Annotated in this window: 17 protein-coding genes; 15 read left to right on the top strand and 2 right to left on the bottom strand. The window is 31.1% G+C overall.

The features are described from left to right. Window positions 1–34 precede the first annotated feature (34 nt). Complete coding sequence (gene thiI, locus X927_RS02270; protein WP_103076490.1) at window positions 35–1,243, bottom strand: tRNA uracil 4-sulfurtransferase ThiI; 1,209 nt, start codon at window positions 1,241–1,243, stop codon at window positions 35–37. Between the two features lie 435 nt (window positions 1,244–1,678). Here thiI and X927_RS02265 point away from each other — a divergent pair, with 435 nt between their 5' ends. The 14 genes from X927_RS02265 (at window position 1,679) to X927_RS02200 (ending at window position 16,060) form a co-directional block, all read left to right on the top strand. Beyond that, window positions 1,679–2,251 carry a TetR/AcrR family transcriptional regulator gene (locus X927_RS02265; RefSeq protein WP_169925096.1) on the top strand — a complete coding sequence of 191 codons (573 nt, stop codon included), beginning with the start codon at window positions 1,679–1,681 and terminating at the stop codon, window positions 2,249–2,251. Between the two features lie 12 nt (window positions 2,252–2,263). Next, window positions 2,264–3,712: a radical SAM/SPASM domain-containing protein gene (locus X927_RS02260; RefSeq protein WP_103076488.1), complete on the top strand. Its 1,449-nt coding sequence runs from the start codon at window positions 2,264–2,266 to the stop codon at window positions 3,710–3,712. Between the two features lie 246 nt (window positions 3,713–3,958). Continuing rightward, window positions 3,959–4,921, top strand: coding sequence for a 1-phosphofructokinase family hexose kinase (locus X927_RS02255; protein WP_103076487.1), 963 nt, complete (start codon window positions 3,959–3,961; stop codon window positions 4,919–4,921). 16 nt (window positions 4,922–4,937) lie between these two features. After that, window positions 4,938–5,396 (top strand): CBS domain-containing protein, encoded by a 459-nt coding sequence (locus X927_RS02250; protein ID WP_103076486.1) that lies wholly within the window; start codon window positions 4,938–4,940, stop codon window positions 5,394–5,396. Further along, entirely contained in the window at window positions 5,386–6,690 is a 1,305-nt protein-coding gene (mtaB, locus tag X927_RS02245; protein WP_103076485.1) for a tRNA (N(6)-L-threonylcarbamoyladenosine(37)-C(2))-methylthiotransferase MtaB, read from the top strand. The genes X927_RS02250 and mtaB overlap by 11 nt, the downstream gene beginning before the upstream one ends. Then, a complete protein-coding gene (locus tag X927_RS02240; protein WP_103076484.1) occupies window positions 6,680–7,495 on the top strand; it encodes an aminotransferase class IV in 816 nt (271 codons plus the stop codon). The genes mtaB and X927_RS02240 overlap by 11 nt, the downstream gene beginning before the upstream one ends. A gap of 30 nt (window positions 7,496–7,525) precedes the next feature. Then, window positions 7,526–7,816, top strand: a complete 291-nt coding sequence (locus tag X927_RS02235; RefSeq protein ID WP_103076483.1) for a DciA family protein — start codon at window positions 7,526–7,528, stop codon at window positions 7,814–7,816. 23 nt (window positions 7,817–7,839) lie between these two features. Continuing rightward, on the top strand, window positions 7,840–9,765 hold the full coding sequence (locus X927_RS02230; RefSeq protein ID WP_103076482.1) for a DNA gyrase/topoisomerase IV subunit B: 1,926 nt from the start codon (window positions 7,840–7,842) through the stop codon (window positions 9,763–9,765). Next, window positions 9,765–10,253, top strand: a complete 489-nt coding sequence (locus X927_RS02225; RefSeq protein WP_103076481.1) for a hypothetical protein — start codon at window positions 9,765–9,767, stop codon at window positions 10,251–10,253. The genes X927_RS02230 and X927_RS02225 overlap by 1 nt, the downstream gene beginning before the upstream one ends. A 1-nt stretch (window position 10,254) precedes the next feature. Beyond that, a complete protein-coding gene (locus tag X927_RS02220; protein WP_169925095.1) occupies window positions 10,255–11,565 on the top strand; it encodes a cell division protein FtsA in 1,311 nt (436 codons plus the stop codon). Beyond that, window positions 11,555–12,682 carry a cell division protein FtsZ gene (ftsZ, locus tag X927_RS02215; protein ID WP_103076479.1) on the top strand — a complete coding sequence of 376 codons (1,128 nt, stop codon included), beginning with the start codon at window positions 11,555–11,557 and terminating at the stop codon, window positions 12,680–12,682. Before X927_RS02220 ends, ftsZ begins: the two co-directional genes overlap by 11 nt. 2 nt (window positions 12,683–12,684) lie before the next feature. After that, a complete protein-coding gene (locus tag X927_RS02210; protein WP_103076478.1) occupies window positions 12,685–13,791 on the top strand; it encodes a GspE/PulE family protein in 1,107 nt (368 codons plus the stop codon). Between the two features lie 28 nt (window positions 13,792–13,819). Beyond that, on the top strand, window positions 13,820–15,031 hold the full coding sequence (locus tag X927_RS02205; protein ID WP_103076477.1) for a hypothetical protein: 1,212 nt from the start codon (window positions 13,820–13,822) through the stop codon (window positions 15,029–15,031). A gap of 138 nt (window positions 15,032–15,169) precedes the next feature. After that, window positions 15,170–16,060 (top strand): DUF5685 family protein, encoded by an 891-nt coding sequence (locus X927_RS02200; protein ID WP_103076476.1) that lies wholly within the window; start codon window positions 15,170–15,172, stop codon window positions 16,058–16,060. Between the two features lie 156 nt (window positions 16,061–16,216). Here the strand turns inward: X927_RS02200 and X927_RS10090 are convergent, their stop codons facing one another. After that, window positions 16,217–16,522: a hypothetical protein gene (locus X927_RS10090; protein WP_146026561.1), complete on the bottom strand. Its 306-nt coding sequence runs from the start codon at window positions 16,520–16,522 to the stop codon at window positions 16,217–16,219. Between the two features lie 241 nt (window positions 16,523–16,763). Here X927_RS10090 and X927_RS02185 point away from each other — a divergent pair, with 241 nt between their 5' ends. Then, a complete protein-coding gene (locus X927_RS02185) occupies window positions 16,764–17,876 on the top strand; it encodes a KamA family radical SAM protein (RefSeq protein WP_103076473.1) in 1,113 nt (370 codons plus the stop codon). Window positions 17,877–17,932: the final 56 nt, after the last annotated feature.

Here is a 17,932-nt window from a genome sequence, read left to right as displayed (position 1 = left end):
TTTTGTCCCTTTTTTTAGTTTAATATAAATAAGACTATGATTCAAAGTGATCAATTTCAGAGACTTTACTATCTTCAATCTTATATTTTTTAGCTTCATCTAAAACCTCTTTTTCTAATTCACTTAAATGTGGTAGAGAATCCTCAATTGATTTTATGTGATTTATATTTGATTTAGTAGCGGGTTTAGAAGGAAGAAATACGCTACAGGAATCTTCGTATGGTAAAATAGATGTTTCATACAATCCAAATTTTTTAGATAGTTTAATGGTTTCGTTTTTTGTGAAACCTATAAGTGGTCTTAACACAACTTTTTGACTGGAGTCAGAAATTGTTAGTAGATTTTCTATTGTTTGTGAGGCTACCTGCCCTAAGCTTTCGCCGCTGACCAGAACTTTTGTGTTTGTAATATCAGAAATTTTATTGGTAATCCTCATCATTGCTCTTCTTTGTAGAATAACCGAATATTTATCTTCTTTTATATCTCTGAAAAGAAGTTGAATCTTAGTTAAGGGTACCACGTACAAATAAAAAGGGAAAGACGTAAATTCTGACACTATAGAACCAATTTTCAAAATTTTATTTAAAGATTTAGGACCGGTGAATGGGGGGCTATAAAAGTTCACAGCATTTAGTAACATCCCTCGTCGCATCATTAAAAGAGTAGCTATTGGACTATCAATCCCACCTGATAACAAAACGGTTCCTTTTGAAGATGTGCCTACAGGTAATCCACTTGGTCCTTCTAAACGATTGTTGAATATAAACGTACCTTCTTTTCTAATATCTATTTCTATATTAAGCTCTGGATGATTTAAATCAACTTTTAATTGGGGGAAATTATTCAGTATAAATTCACCTATTATACCAGCGAATTCTTGGCTGTTATAAGGGAATGATTTGTTGGCTCGATTGACACTTATTTTAAAAGTTTTATAATTATTGTTTTCAAGAGATTTTTTTGCCACTTTATAGACTTGAGTTTTAATTGAGTCTATATTTGATTCAGTTTTTTCGGCTATTGAAAACGAATGTATTCCGAAAATCTTTTTTAGAATGTCAATATCTTTAACGGTTATTCCCATATTTTGTTGAGGAATTAGATATATTCTGTTATTGTTAACCTTGAAAATGAAATTCTGCGAAATTTTGCTTTGGATGTTGTCTTTGAGTTTATGCATAAAAAACATTTTGTTCTTATTTTTTAGACCAATTTCGTCAACCCTGATTATCAATACTTGCATTCATTTCCCACCTTAGAATTTATAAAAAATATTTTCTACATTTAAATTATAACATAACTGGGATTTTAGAGCTATATTTTTTTAGTAAGACACTTTAAAAATAAAAAAGATTTTAAAAAAGATAGGTAGCGAAGCAAAGGGAGGCTCCTGACAACTTGAAAAGAGCATAAAAGAGTAACATTTTCAGCAACAATATGTAAATAAAATGTCTTTTCTGAAAATATTAAATTAAAAAAATACGATTTTGGTTCTGTTTAATATATTTGCTGTCTATCTATTATAAATAGAGTATTATATCTTATTATAAAACGTACGGTAATAAATCGGATAAATTTAATCATATTTGAATTATTTTTCACAATAGTTTATAATCTAACTGACTGACCAGTCAGTCAGGAAAAAGAGGTGATCCAAATTAACACAGGGGTAAAGGTTTTGGATAAACAAGAACGCAAAAAATACATAGCAGAAAAAACTTTAGAATTAATAAGCGAAAAAGGTTTGACAAATCTAACGATGGAAGATGTTGCTCTTTCGTGTAATTTGTCTAAAGGTTCTATATATAACTATTTCAAAAATAAAAATTCGCTAATTGTTTCTGCTTTTAGTGCGCTGTTAGAAAAAGTCCAAAATTTTTTTGAAGAAAACGAATCCGTGCTTTCTCAGGATTGTGTGGAGGCAAGTGCTGATTTTTATGCAAATCTTTATTCAAAAATTTTAAGTACTTTTCCTTCAAAAGAATTAATGCGGTTGTTTGAAATTTTGATGAATTCTACACATGATCAAAGTATGATGAAAATTTTAACTCAAACATTCAAAGAAAATTACGGAAAGATCCTCGGCAAATTTGAAAAGTTATTTAATTCGAAAACTAAAGCATTTATGTTACAAGCGATGTTTGATGGGTTAGTTATATATAGAGCCGTAGGCGTAGAATTCTCTGATGATGAGATAAAGGATAATTTCAAAAAAATGATTTTAAGTCTTACAGAAGACAACAAAAATTAGGAGGTGTCCGGTATGGCAGTTATGGACTCAATGAAAAACATGTTACTTAAACAAAGTTCTAAATTAATAACCAACGTTGTAAGACATTCTGATGTGGATCAACTTGGGAAATTGTTATGGACATTATCGAAATTCTCTAAAGAACCTGCGAGAAGTGGACTTAGAAAATTAGCAACAGGGGCGGAAAACCATGATCCGATGTTGGTGAATTGGGCTGATTTGTTCAAGAAATCTAATCCCAAAGTTGTTGAAAAAATAATAAACAATCTAATCATCAACGAATTTGCTGTTGGTGAAAAAACAAGACAAGAAAAGATGCATGAATATGGGATCGTCCTTCCAAAATTAGCTGTACTTTCTCCAACATATGCATGTAACCTTAGATGTGTGGGTTGTTATGCTGCTATGTATGGTCACAAGTATATGCTTTCCAAAGAAGAAATTTTTGATGTAATTCGACAATTCAATGACTTAGGTATCTATTTCTTCATTATAACGGGTGGAGAGCCATTTGTGTATCCTTATCTATTCGATGTACTAGAAGAGTTCAGTGATTCTTACTTTTTAATTTATACGAATGGAACCTTAATTAATGAAGAAAACGCTAAAAAGTTGGCAGAATTGGGTAACGCTACATTAGCTATATCAGTTGAAGGATATGAAGCTGACACCGATTGGAGAAGAGGTAAGGGTGTTTTTGAAAAAATTCAAAACGCTTGGAAGCTCTTAAGTGAAAATGGGGTTATATATGGAGCCTCCGTCACCGCAACAAGAAAGAATCACGATGTTATAATGAGTGATGATTTTTGGAATTATTTAAAAGAAAACAATGTGAGTTATGCATGGGTTTTCCAATTTATGCCCGTAGGAGCGGATGCTTCGATGGATTTAGTACCTACTGCAGAACAAAGGTACGAAAGATTCTACAAATTGGAAGAGTTAAGGTTAGGTGGAAAGTTTGCATTTGTTGCCGATTTCTGGAATCATGGTTTCTTAACTAACGGTTGTTTAGCAGCGGGAGCTAAGTATTTACATATAAACGCCAAAGGTTATGCTGAACCATGTGTCTTCCAACAGTTTGCCGTGGATAATATAAGGGAAAAACGAATTGTAGATATTTTAAAATCACCATTTTTTGAGGCTTATAAGAGAACTATCCCCTATTCCAATAATTTGTTTAGACCATGTCCCATAATAGATAATCCCAAGGTATTCAGGGCAATGGTAAAGAAGTTCAACGCTATTCCACAGCATCCAGGCAGTGAGCGGACTGTGAATGAATTAGCGCCTGAATTAGACCAACTTGCCGAAGAATGGAAAAAATATGCCGATAAACTTTGGTACGAAGAAGGCTATGCTGAAAAATATCCTTCAAAAAGAGGAGTATATAACTACAAAGTAAGGATGAGAAGGTACTCAGAAAATGAAGAAAAATTAGCATTGGACAAAAAAGCTGAATAGTAATCCTTTGATTATAATACTATCTTTTAAAATAACGGGTCTTTTGTACCCGTTATTTTAATTTTTCAGTTAATTATACTTAGGTTTGTTATGATATAATATAGAAAAGAAGAAATTATTTAAATAAAATAGAGAATTATCGTACATACTCCTTTTCTAGAAACGATGTGTGGGAAGGAAGGTCGTCAAAAGCAAGTTTTGAATTTCTATAACTAATAAAATAATATTGGTATTAGGAGGAAATCGATGGAGTACGATTTTTTATCAGTCACTTTAAATCCTTCGTTGGATAGAGAAGTTATAATTGATAATTTTGAAGTAGGGAATATGTATAGAATAGAAAATCCTTCAAATTCCAAAATGGAACCAGGAGGTAAAGGTATTAACGTTTCAATAATGCTATCTAATTTACAAATAAAATCGATAGTAACAGGTTTTTTGGGGGGATACATAGGTAACGTTATTCAGAGCAAACTTTCAGCGTATGATAATATAACAATGAATTTTGTTTATTCAGACGAAGAAAGTAGAGAAAATATTGAAATAATAGATCCCTTAAAAGAAGTAATAACATTGATAAACAGTAAAGGTCCTTTTATTAACAATGAGGATTACGATCATTTTTTGAGGAGATACAAAAATTCTCTTTCATTAGTGGAACATGTCGTAGTGTCTGGGAGTGTTCCTCCAGGTTTGAAAAGTAGTGTTTATTCCGATTTGATGTTGGAAGCTAAGAAAAGAGGAAAAACTACTTACATGGAATCATTTGGCCCTTGTTTTGAAGAAGCTATTTTAAATAATTGTCCTACCGTTGTAAGACCAGACTTTAGAAGAAAAACAGAAATTTTTGGAAAAACTCTGGAAAGTATTGATGATTTTATTGATGCTTCAAAAAAAATTATAGAAAATGGTGCCAGATTAGTTGTTATGAGTTATCAGATTTTCGGTGACGTAATAACAACTAATGAGGGTGTGTGGCTTTTTAATCCGGAGGAAAAAATTGAGAAGTCACATCTTTTTGGGGCGGGGGATGCATTTATGTCGGGAATATTATACTACATAATAAATTATAATTTCAATTATTTTGAAGCTGCAAAATTCGGTATGGCTAGTGCCATTTCCAAAACGGATTATATAGAAAAAAAGATAGGAACTTTAGAAGATATAAAAAGAAGTTTAAATAGGTTTTCCATTGAAAGATTAGAATAACAAAGAGGTGTTTACCTTGAAAGCTAAAGAAATAATGGAGAGAGATCTAACATCTTTAATGGAAGATGAGAAAGTAGAGCGTTTTATTACTGTATGTCGAAGGCATAATTTATCTGCACTTCCCATAGTTACAAGTGATTTTAGACTGGTAGGGTATTTAAGCGAAAGCGGTATCATTGATGCCTCACTTCCGGGGTATTTGAAGCTCATGGAAACTACTTCTTTTATACCGGATAGCCATCAATTTTTTAATGGATTGAAAAAAATATTGGATCGTCCAGTATCTGATTTTATGATAAAAAAGCCATTTAAGGTTTACTTTGATGATACGGTTTTGCATGTGGCAGATGTAATTATAAAAAATAAGTTAAAGGTTTTGCCTGTCGTTGATGATAATGAAAGATTGGTAGGGGTTATTAGGAGAATAGGTTTACTTAGTAGAACATTGAGCGGTGAAATAGAATATGAAGCGTAAAGTTTCTTTTATTACTTTTGGATGTAAAATGAACCAAGCCGAAAGTCAGGCGATGGCCGAGAAATTATCTCCTCATTTTGATATTGTATTTGAAGAAAAAATGGGTGAAAGTGATATATACGTTTTAAACACTTGTGCTGTTACTTCAGAGGCTGAAAGGAAGATTAGACAAACAATTAGGAGATTAAAAAAATTAAATGGGAATTCAAAGATTATAGCAACAGGTTGTTATTCTATTTCTGATCCCGAAGAATTAAATAAATTAGGTGCCGATGTGGTCTTAGGTAATTTTGAAAAAAAACAAATAGACCGTTTTTTGTACGAAGAAGGTATATACTCAGATAAGCATTTTTGGCTCCATAATGAAAAATATGACATATTAGTTCCCAACGAACCGTACGATAACCGAACAAGGGTTTTTTTACCCATAGAGGAAGGATGTATTAACTCCTGCACATTCTGTAAAATAAGATTTTTGAGAGGATTAAAAATAGTCAGTTTACCAAAAGAAGAAGTTATTAAAAGTATAGAAAAATTCATAGAAAAAGGTTATAAAGAAATAGTGCTTACCGGAACAAATTTGGGATATTATGGAGTGGACAATTCAGAAACCTTGGAAGAACTATTAAATCAAATTGGGAAGCGTTTTGCTGATAAAGAAATTAGAATAAGAATAACATCTCTATATCCTGAAATAATAACCGATAATTTGTCTGCCATATTGAACGCTTATCCAATATTTGAAAGACACGTACATCTTTCGATTCAACATTTTTCCGATAAAATTTTAGAAACAATGAATAGAAAGTATAATAGAAAAATGATTTATACAGCCATTGAAAACTTAAGAAAATACGACTCAAAATTTTCTATTACCTGTGATCTCATAGTTGGTTTTCCAGGTGAAGATGAGAAAGATTTAGGTATCATGTTTGATTCAATTGAAGAACTTAAGCTTTTGAAAGTCCATAGTTTTAGGTATTCACCACGTGAAGGGACTGTAGCTGCTAAGATGAAAAATCAGATACCTGGAAATGAGAAAAAGGCCAGACTTTCACAAATGAATAAAATTGCCGATCTCTCAAGAGAAAATTACCTTAATGGTATCATAGGGTCTAAAGTTAAGGTATTGACAGAAAATCGCTTAAAAGATGTTTTTTTTGGATACGATGAATATTATATTCCCCATAATGTTCAATTTCATGAGAAAAAAATTGAAAAAGGTCAGTTTTTTAATACAATGATATCTTCTTTGTCTAAAGAAAATAAAGGGGTGGTATCGAATGTTTTATAATGGTAAAGAGTGGGTAGAATTTCCCTTGGTTAGTGGAGATGATGAAGGATTCGTGAATGGTTATTCCATTTATGATGTACTCAGAACTTATTCAGGTATTCCTTACAATTTAAAAAGGCATTATGACAGGTTGAAACGATCTGCTGATTTTATGGCACTTGAAATACCACCTCTGGAAAAGATAAAAATAATTTTAAATCAGGCAAAAAAGATTCATAATTATGAAGAATTCAGATTTAAAATATATGTAACTCCTTTCACTTCTAAATATAAAACATTTTATTGCTTTGTTGAAGAATTAAAAGAGGATGTAGATTTAATTGAAGAAGGCGTGGTAGTAAATATAGCTAGAGAAAGAAAAACTTCTTCTCCTATTATTCCTTATTATGTAAAAACACCTTTAAATGGATCGATCAAATACATCCATAAAAAATATGATTATTATTATGATTCCATCGTTTTGAATGAGTTCGGTAATGTTACCGAAGGCACCTATTCTAATATTTTTTACGTCAGTGGTGGCGTTTTGTTGACACCTCATATTTCATCAGGAATATTACCGGGGATAACCAGAGAAGATGTCCTTGAATTAGCAAATGATTTATCTTTAGAAGTTGAAGAGAAAGCAAATGTTCAAGTATGGGAACTTTTATCTGCTGAGGAAGTATTTCTTACCCACACTTCAAGAGGTGTTGTACCTGTTAGAAGAATTTTTCCTGATTTTACTTTTACGGTGCCTGGTGTTGTAACGGAAGCTATTCTCGATAATTGGAAAGATTTCATTACAGAAAAAATAGAAGATTAAGGGAAACAGTATATTACTAAGATGGTCTAAATGGAGGAAAAGTTTGAAGGAGTTTTAAAACAACTTTCTAAAAAAAATTTGGTCTACAAAAAAATATATATAATAAAAAAATTAAGAGAAGAATTACCTAAGTATATGCCTGAGAATTTATCAAAACATGTAACAGTTAAAAATTATCTCTTAAAAGAGAAGGTAGTGGAAATAGCCTGTGAAAACAATTATGTTAAACAGGAAATACTTTTTAGGGAAAAAATATTGTTGAACGCATTAAATTCTATTCTAGAAAATGAAACGATAAATAGAATTAGAATTGTTTCTTGAGGAACTCTTGTGGAGGTGTTTAAATGGTAGAAAAAACATATTCTGGAAACGATATAAAAGTCTTAAAAGGACTAGAACCTGTTAGGTTAAGACCTGGAATGTACATTGGATCAACGGGTAAAACCGGATTAAACCATATGGTTTATGAAATAATTGATAACGCCATAGATGAGCATGTTAATGGCTTTTGTGATACAATCCGAGTTACTTTGAATGAGGATGATTCTATTGAAGTTGAGGATAATGGAAGAGGTATACCTGTAGATATACACCCAACTGAAAACAAAAATACATTGGAGTTAGTTATGACTTCGCTTCATGCGGGTGGAAAGTTCGATAAGAAAGCCTATAAGGTTAGTGGAGGGCTTCATGGAGTAGGAGCATCGGTTGTTAACGCTCTTTCCGAATATATGGAGGTAAAGGTCTACAGAGACGGAAAAATATACTATCAAAAGTATGCAAAAGGCGTTCCTCAAACAGATGTAATTGTTATAGGCGAAACAGACAAGACTGGTACTGTTGTGAAATTTCTCCCTGATAAAGAAATATTCGATGATGGAGATATCACAGTTGAATCACGATTAATAGAGAATAGGTTGAAAGAAATAGCCTTTTTAAATCCTAACTTGAAAGTTATCTTTGAAGATAGAAAAAGAGATTATAGGCAAGAATTTCATTTTCAAGGTGGGTTAAATGAATTTATAAATTACATCTTGAAACGGCGGAAAATGAATTCTATTTCCGAGCCGGTTTATATGTATGGATCATATCAATATAGTAAAGTGGAGTCTGAAATTCAAGTGGAAATAGCTTTTGTATATACCGATTCTGAAGAAAGCAATGTTATTTCTTTTGTGAACAACATTAGAACTATCGATGGAGGAGAACATGAATCTGGATTTAAACAGGCTCTAACAAGATTATCAAATGAATATGCAAGAAAGTACAACGTTTTAAAGGAAAAAGACGAGAATTTTAGTGGAGAAGATGTGAGAGAAGGATTATTAGCCATAATACATATAAAAATGCCCAATCCTGTTTTCGAAGGTCAAACAAAGGGAAGATTGGGATCTAAAGTTGCTAGAGAAGCAGTAAATCAAATAACTACAGAAAAATTATCTTTATATTTTGATGCAAATATAAAAGAAGCAAAAAACATTTTTGAAAGAATGTTTTTAGCCTACAAAAAAAGACTGGCGGCTAAAAGAGCCAGAGATAGCATTAAAAGAAAAACAATATTCGAAAATACAACTTTACCAGGTAAATTGGCAGATTGTACGTCGAGGGATTTAAACGAATCAGAACTTTTTATAGTTGAAGGAGATTCTGCGGGGGGAAATGCAAAACAAGCTAGAGACAGGATGTACCAGGCAATTTTACCTTTAAGAGGAAAAATTCTAAATGCAGAGAAAACTGACTTTTTAAAACTTTTAAAAAATGAACAGGTTTCGAATATTTTCACAGCATTGGGAACTGGTATAGGAGACGAGTTTAATCTATCCAAATTGAGATATGGTAAAATCATTATCATGACTGATGCAGATGTTGATGGTGCGCATATTAGAACTTTAGTATTGACGCTTTTTCACAAATATATGCGTTCTTTAATAGAAGAAGGATATGTATACATTGCTCAACCACCTTTGTATAGATTTGAAGTTGGAAAACAACATTTTTATCTTTATTCTGACGACGAACTTGAAGAATTGAAGAAAAAGTATGGGGATAAAAAATGGAGGCTACAAAGATATAAGGGGTTAGGAGAAATGAATCCTGACCAATTGAGAGAAACCACTATGGATAGAGAAACTAGAAAACTTGTGAAAATAAAGATGGAAGATTTAGAAATGGCAGAAGAGATGATAGAAATACTCATGGGATATGATCCTTCGGTTAGAAGAGAGTTTATTGAATCTAATGCTAATAAGGTGAAAGAGCTCGATATTTAGTGCAATGGAAAAAGTTAACTTTAAACTTTTTTTACCTTCTACTTTTAATAATTTGTTTTTACCATCTCAGCCCTTTTTTTGATGAAACTCAAGAAGAACTTTTTGTTTATAAAGATAAAATAGAAATTGAGAAAAGTATTTATTACATAGAAATAAATAATAGATATTTTTATTTTGATATTTATGATAAAATAACATTTGTTAGCGATTATCCACAACCAAAATTCATTAAAGTAATTTTTTCGAAAGATAAAATAAAAAAAGAAGAACTCAATTTTATCAAGAGTATTTGTTGTAATACGTCAATTAGGGAAATAAATTTTCAAAATAAAGAAATACTTTGTTATAATAACATAAGAATTGAATATCTTGAATTACCAAAAATTAACGATTTCTTGATCACACTTAGTAATATAGAATTCTTAGGACCTGGGAATTATTTTATTAGTAACCATAGTTTTTTTAAAATCGATGATCGGGGGTTGTAATATGGCTAAGAATTATTTGATTGGAATAGATATAGGCAGTTTTTTTCTAAAAGGAGTCCTTTTTGAAACAGACGAAAATGGAAATATAGTACCAATTTCGCTGAGTAAACTTCCAGTTGAAGGCATCATTAATGGTGAAATACAAGATATGGAATCATTACGTAGATCGATTGAAACGCTTATAGAAAAGTTGAATCAGGAGTCTCCAAAAAAGGTTAAAAATCCTGAGATTATTGTAGGATATTCTACTAACTCTTTAAATATTACCGAAGAGAATTTTACCGTTGAATTTAGTAAAAGAACAGAAATTAGAGAAAATGAACTTAGAAACATCAAAAAAAGCGTTATCAAAAAATACACAGACGAAGGAAAAATAATTTTAGATTCTAACTTTGTGAAGTTTCATATCGACGAAAAAAGAGTAAAAAATCCAGTTTCTTTTTTTGCTGAAAAATCTTTAACTACAACACTAAATATTGTTTGGGTAGATGAAAATTCCTTTTCGCTGTTAATTAACGTTTTAAAAGACATTGTCTATACTTCTGAAATTCCTATATATGATTCAACTTTATCAAGTAGTTATATTATTACCACTCCAAACGATAGGAATGTTGGAATCACTGTCATAGATTTTGGTTACAATTCTTGTAGAATAATCATTTTTAAAGAGGGGATTCCAAAATTGTTCTACACTTTTCCGTATGGAATGAAATATGTATTAAAAGATATTTCTAATATACTTAAGGTTTCTGAAAGAGAGGCCCATAGATTATTGGAAGAAGAAGGGGCATGTTCAAGAGAAACCAAAGTAATGAAAAAGGTGAATTTCCAATTATTGACAGGTAGCGGTTATTCTTACGTTCCCCTAAGTCTTTTAAATAAAATTATTTTTGCTCGAGTCAGAGAAATCATAAGCAGGTTAAATGGAGAGCTCTCAAAAATAGGTTATGAAAGAACTTTTGAAGTAGGAGCTTTACAAGGAGGAATAGTACTGACCGGGGGAGGTTCGAAGATAAGAAATATTGAAAGTACCGTTAAAGAACTGATGGGTGAAAATTTCAGGAAAAGTTCCATAGTATCTTTCGACTCGTTTAAGGATATTCCAGAAGAGTTAATAAAAGATCCGGAGTTCCAAACTGTTTTTGGGTTAATAGAAAGGTACAGAATTGATTTGTTGGAAGAAAATCTTTATGAAAAAAGTAAAGAGACACGTTCTGAACCCCCCAAAAAAAGTAAATCTTCCAAAAAAACAACAACCGCCTTAAAAACTTTTTTTAAAAAGATAACAGGAGGTGAAGAAGATGCCCTTTGAAATGGAAGAAATCAATAAACGAGATAAATTGTTTAGTAGGAAAACCAGTTACAAAATAAAAGTCATAGGTGTTGGAGGAGCAGGCAATAATGCTATTCAAAGGATGATAAAAAAGGGTATTGATGATGTAGAACTAGTCGCGGCTAACACGGATGTACAGGTATTAGAAAATAATGATGCACCTACAAAAATCCAATTGGGCAAAGAATTGACAAAAGGGTTAGGGGCCGGTGGAGATCCAGAAATTGGGAAAAAATCGGCTTTAGAAAGTCAAGATGATTTAAAAGAAACTTTAAAAGATACAGATCTTTTATTTATAACGGCGGGTTTAGGGGGAGGTACAGGAACAGGAGCTGTACCTATTATAGCTGATTTAGCTACACAAATGGGTATTTTGACTGTGGCAATAGTTACCTTACCTTTTCACTTTGAAGGATCAACGAAAGAAAGAATAGCTTTGAAGGGTTTTCAAGAAACTAAAAAGTATGTGGATAGTTTAATTAAAATATCAAACGATAAGCTCATAGATAACGACGATGATATACCCATTGACAAAGCCTTTGAGAAAGCTGATGAAATACTTATTCAAGCAATTACAGGTATTTCTGATTTGATAACCAAGCCAGGTATGATCAATTTAGATTTTGCAGACGTAGCATCGGTATTACGTATAAAAGGTTCTGCCATGCTAGGTATTGGACTTGCGAAAGGAGAAAAAAGAGCCGAAGAAGCTATAAAAAATGCCCTGAATAGTAAGATTTTGGAAGATCCTGTGAGGAATGCAACCGCTGCTTTGGTGAACATTGCTGGTAAGACTCCAACCACACAAGATGTGAAAATTGTCAACGAAATTTTACGTTCATACGCAATAGATGATGCAAGGCTAAAAATGGGAATTACAATTATAGATTTGCCTCCCGAAGTTATTAAGGTAACGGTTATAGCATCCGGTTACGACAAATTGCCTGGAGAAGAAAACTATCTAGATCTTTATGAGCAACCAGCATTATATAGACAATTTGGTAAAGGTGTCGTTGCTGAAGAAATATCCAAATTGAACAAGTATTTACAAGATCATGTAGAAGAAATTCCAGGAGAAGAAGTTCAGCAACAATAATAATGAAAAAGAAACCTTCTAATTTCTATCTCTTGTATAATAAAGACTTAAAAAATTATGAAGTTGAAGAAAATATTTTAGATAACTTTTTGAAAAAGTATGACAATGAAAATATTACAGATTTTCATTTTGAGCCCCATGAAGAAAAGGTAGATGTTAAAGCCAGATACTGTGGGGATTTAATAACTTTAGAAACTATGGGTGTATATGAATACGAAGTAGTGCTAAACAAATTACTTATCAATTGTGGGTATGATATAGTAAAAGATTTTGAAAATATCGACGGTTCTTTTAATTTTCAGAACGTTAATTACAGAGCTTCCTTTGTTAGATCTTCAGAAGGAATAAGTTGTGTCTTAAGAAAATTAAGAAACATAAACGATATTAAAGTTTTCATGGAGCCTTTGATTCTTTCTAATGTAGAAAAATTAATTGATCAAAAATCAAAAATGCTTATTTTTTCTGGTCCTACAGGGTCTGGCAAAACTACAACGATGCAGTATATAGTTAATAAGTTCAAAAGAAAAAGAAAAGTACATAGCATAGAAAATCCAATAGAGTATATTAATCCTGGTATAATTCAAATAGTATCAAAAATTGAGGAAGACAAGGCAGATATTTTAAAATATATATTGAGACAAGACCCTGATTTAATAGTTGTGGGTGAAATTAGAGAGAAGAATTTTGCAAAATTGTTATTTGAATCTTCGATAACGGGTCATCTGGTGTTTTCCTCTTTACATTCTAAAAATGTTTTTTTAGTACTTCAAAGGTTGAAGATGTTTGGAATAGAAGTAAGGAATCTCTCTGAAAGCTTAGATCTCATCCTTAATCAAAGATTAATCCCTAAAAAATGTCCTTTTTGCCAAGGAAATGGGTGTCATAACTGTTATAATACAGGGAAAAAAGGTTTTATAACTATTTTTGAAGGTTTAATAATTTCAAAAAATTTAAAAAAAGATATTTCACAGAGTAAAAGTATCAATTTTATAAGTGAAAAATACAAAAATTCTGATTGTTATATAGATCCGTTGCCTACACTTCGTAAATTTTTTAATGAAGGGGTAATCAATGAAGATCAGTATTTAAGTAACTTATCTTTTTTCTAAATAATATTGAGAATAGTGAGATGAATTCATGCAATATTTTTCAAAAAGCCCAGAAGAATGGCAAAAGTATGATGAAGAAAGGAAAAAAGAAAAAGAAAGAAGAGAGCAACCTAAAAAAAGAATAATTAGATGGACGTTTTACATTGTTATTTTTTTGTCTATATTATCAATGATATTTATTGTTATGGGACGTAGGGGTTCAAGGTTTGATCTACCTTACAATGTAGTTATAAGAGGCATTCATATCAATTTAGAATCGAAAGAAGAATATTATTATCCAGATAACTTAGATATAAAAGTTACTATTCAAAACACAAACAACAAAGATTCTCATATAAAAATTGATAATTTTTCATTTTTGATAGTAAACCAAGAAAGTTCAGAGGTTGTATACAGTTATGTTTTTCCTCAACCTGTAGAAACTGATATCTCACCGTATAAAACAATTTTAGTTTTTGATCTATTAAGAGAAAAGGAAATCTCAAATTTGGACAAAGGAACCTATGAAGTCCGAATGACCTTTATCTTAAATAATGAAAATGTAAATCTTGTTAAAACCTTTAAATATAATAAAGGATTGATTATAGATGTTTCTGCTAAAGAGATGTTCTACCTAACTACGGAATTTCCTTCTGTTAGCATATTAGCAGTAAACAGGACTAACGAAACCTTTAACAAAGAATTATTTGGAACGCTAACAATAAAACAAAAAGAAAAGGTTATCCATTCACAGAAATTTTCTTTTGGGACATTAAATTTGAATCCTTTGTCTTCGATACCTTTAGATTTTGAAATCAACAAAAAGTTGGATCCAGGGAATTATTATGTTTTATTCGATTTTGATTCTGTTGGGCAAACTTATGTAACCACTTTGAATGTAGTGAATCAAATAGATAAAAATTACAACGATATATCCCTTTTAGTTTATGTTGTTTCAGCAGCCTCCAGAGGAGATCAACTTGATTTTGAGGGCTTACTTAAAAATTCTAATAAAGAAGCTAAGGCCTTTGAAATTTCACAGGTACAATTTAAGTTATTCTATGAAGGACAGCTAATTTATAATTACGAGAATAACGATTTATCTAGAGTGTATATACCAAAGTCGGGAACGGCCAAGGTATTTGATTTAGCGAACGTTAAAACTATAAATTTAGATAGATCAGGAGAGTATGAAATTCAATTCAGTGTGAATATAGGTGATAAGACATTTACAAAGAAACAAAAAGTTGAGGTTTATTGAGTTCACCTATCTCCTTTATCCTTATAGATGGAGAGTGGGGTCAAAAGCCATCTCCATTCCTTATGGTCGGGCTGCGGGGCGAAGGGGCGCTAAAATAAAGTTTCTAAAGAGTAAAATTAATATGAATGAGGTTAAAAAATGTACGGATACATATCTATCTATTTTACCCCTACCGAAGAAGAAAGAAAAAGTTACCTATATTACTATTGTGGATTATGTCATTCTTTAAAGGAAAATTTAGGAGAGTTCTATAGACTCACGACGGTAAAAGAAGTGGTTTTCTTTTCAATGTTGAACAACCCTCTTAAGAATATAAACGAATTCAGATGTCCATATGTAGGATTAAAAAAACGATTTAAACCTGAAAATAATTCTTTTATGACACCTTATGCTTATCTCAACTTACTCATAATCTATGGAAAACTTTTGGATTACAATTTAGAGGGAAAGTTAGTACCAAAAAAAATATTAAAAAAATTGGAAGCAAAACTATTTGAATACTTTGACTCCAAGACTATCAATGAGTACAAACATCTATTAAAAATGCAACAAAAGGTAGAAGAACAAAATTTAGATTTGGATGATTATGCCAAACCATCTCAAGAAATTATGGAAATGTTATTCGAAAAATTTTTTCCACAAGGGTATCCAGCAACCATGCCTATTGTGACTGCTTATTTGCTATATTTGGTAGATAGTGTGTACGATTTTAACAAAGATATAAAAAAAAGAAATTTTAACTCTATAGCGAGTTCTTTTGGAGTAAAAAAATTTGATGAATTAACTCAGGATCAAAAAGAAAGAATTTTATTTACTTACGATTTATGTTCAAAAGAATTCTTAGAAAACGTTGAAGAAGTTGCAAATTTTAACGAGCATTTAGTAAAAAAGCTAGCGACTTTTTCTTTGATATATCACAGAAATTCTGTCACAAAAATTTTAGATGGAGGAGAAATTGATGAAAGAGCAACAAACCATTCTAGAGCAAATAAAAAAGGGAGAGTTCAAAAGCCTATTTTTAAAATATAAGGAAGATGAAAAGTTTAGAGAAAAAATGGATACTTTTAGAGCGGGTTACTATAGCTATGGAAGAAGTGGATGTGGTAATTGTTTAGAATGTTTAGGAACCACTGTCTGTTTAGATACCCTTTGTGAATGTGGTGGCGGAGATCTTTGTAATTGGTTTTAAAAGTTTATGAATTTAAATATAAAAAATCCCCTTATAAAGACTGCTTTTTTGGTTATCTTTTTTTTCTTGCTATTTCTTATGTCAAGGTATTTGAGAATCGCTCCCACCGTTGTTAGTTTGATACTTCCTCTGGGAGCTTTCTTTTTAGAAAAAAGATATGTATTTATCTTTAGTATTTCAATTTTCTTTTTAATATTTATCAGTGGATTTGTTGTTGAAGCAATTGGTATCTTTTTGCTATTTTTTCTTCCAATCCTTGCTTTTATTGTTGTAAAAAAAAGGTTATTTAAACACTTGATCATTACTACTCTTTCTATTCTTGCCTTTTATCTTATGTTTACCTTTTTTGGTGAACTTCTTCCGGATTTCGCAACTCAGGGAAAAGGTCTATTCTTTATAATATTTCTTTATTTGATATTTACCAATATTTATGGGTATTTATTAAAGAGATTGAAATATGAGATTTCTTCCTTATTGAAAAATTTTTCTCAAAAAGAATAATATAAAATGCCGATGATGAAAAATATTAGGGGAGTGATATCGATGTATCCAGAATATGTTACTAAATTGGAAAAAGTAAAAGGGATTTCACAAGAAGAATTAAAAGAACTTCAACCTGTTGAAGAAAAGTATAAGTTTAGAGCTAATGAATATTACTTGGACTTAATCAATTGGAAAGACAAAAACGATCCTATAAGAAAGATTATAATTCCAAATATTGAAGAATTGGAAGAATGGGGATTAGAAGACGCCTCAAAAGAACATTCATATACAATAAGTAAGGGACTGCAACACAAGTATAGGGATACCGCTTTACTGTTAGTAAATGATGTATGTGGGAGTTTCTGTAGATTCTGTTTTAGAAAAAGATTGTTCAAGAACGTTGGTAAAGAAGTAGTTAGAACCCGTGAAATTGAACAAGATCTCGATTATATTCGAAAACATGAAGAAATCACAAATGTTCTCCTGACAGGGGGTGATCCTTTACTCCTTTCAACTAATAAACTTAAATCAATTGTAGAAGCTATTAATGAAATAGATCATATAAAAATCATTCGCATAGGTACAAAGACCCCGGCTTTTAACCCTTTCAGAATAATATCGGATGATACCCTATCAAGTTTCATTAAAAAAATTACCAATAGTGGTAAAAAATTATATTTTATTGTGCACTTTAATCACCCAAGAGAATTAACTTCTGCTTCTATTCAGGGAATAAATATATTGCAAAATTCTGGAGCCATAATAGCAAATCAAACTCCTCTTTTGCATGGTATCAATGATAATCCTAAGACATTATCGACATTATTTAAAAAGCTATCCTTTAATGGTATTCCTCCCTATTATGTATTTCAAAATAGACCTGTCATGGGAAATAAAGGTTTTACTATTCCTTTAGAAAAAGCTTATTCAATATTCCTAGAATCTTTAGAAGATATCTCAGGTTTAGCCAAAAGACCTAGATTTGTAATGTCTCATGAATCTGGAAAAATAGAAGTTGCCGCATTGACTAGCAAAAATATTATCTTTCGTTATCATAGATCGCACAATCCTGATAACTATGGTAAATTTTTTGTATTCAAAAGAGATCCACAAGCCTATTGGCTTGATGATTACAAAGAATTAGTGGAAATATATAATTACAAAAGCTTTTAAAATATATAGATAAGGTTCCATTACTCGAGGGTTGAAAATTTTCAGATAGTTATTAT

This window comes from Petrotoga mexicana DSM 14811 (genome assembly GCF_002895565.1).
Taxonomy (GTDB): domain Bacteria; phylum Thermotogota; class Thermotogae; order Petrotogales; family Petrotogaceae; genus Petrotoga; species Petrotoga mexicana.
The sequence above is the reverse complement of the archived record's forward strand: the minus strand, read 5'-3'. Positions and strand labels throughout refer to the sequence as shown.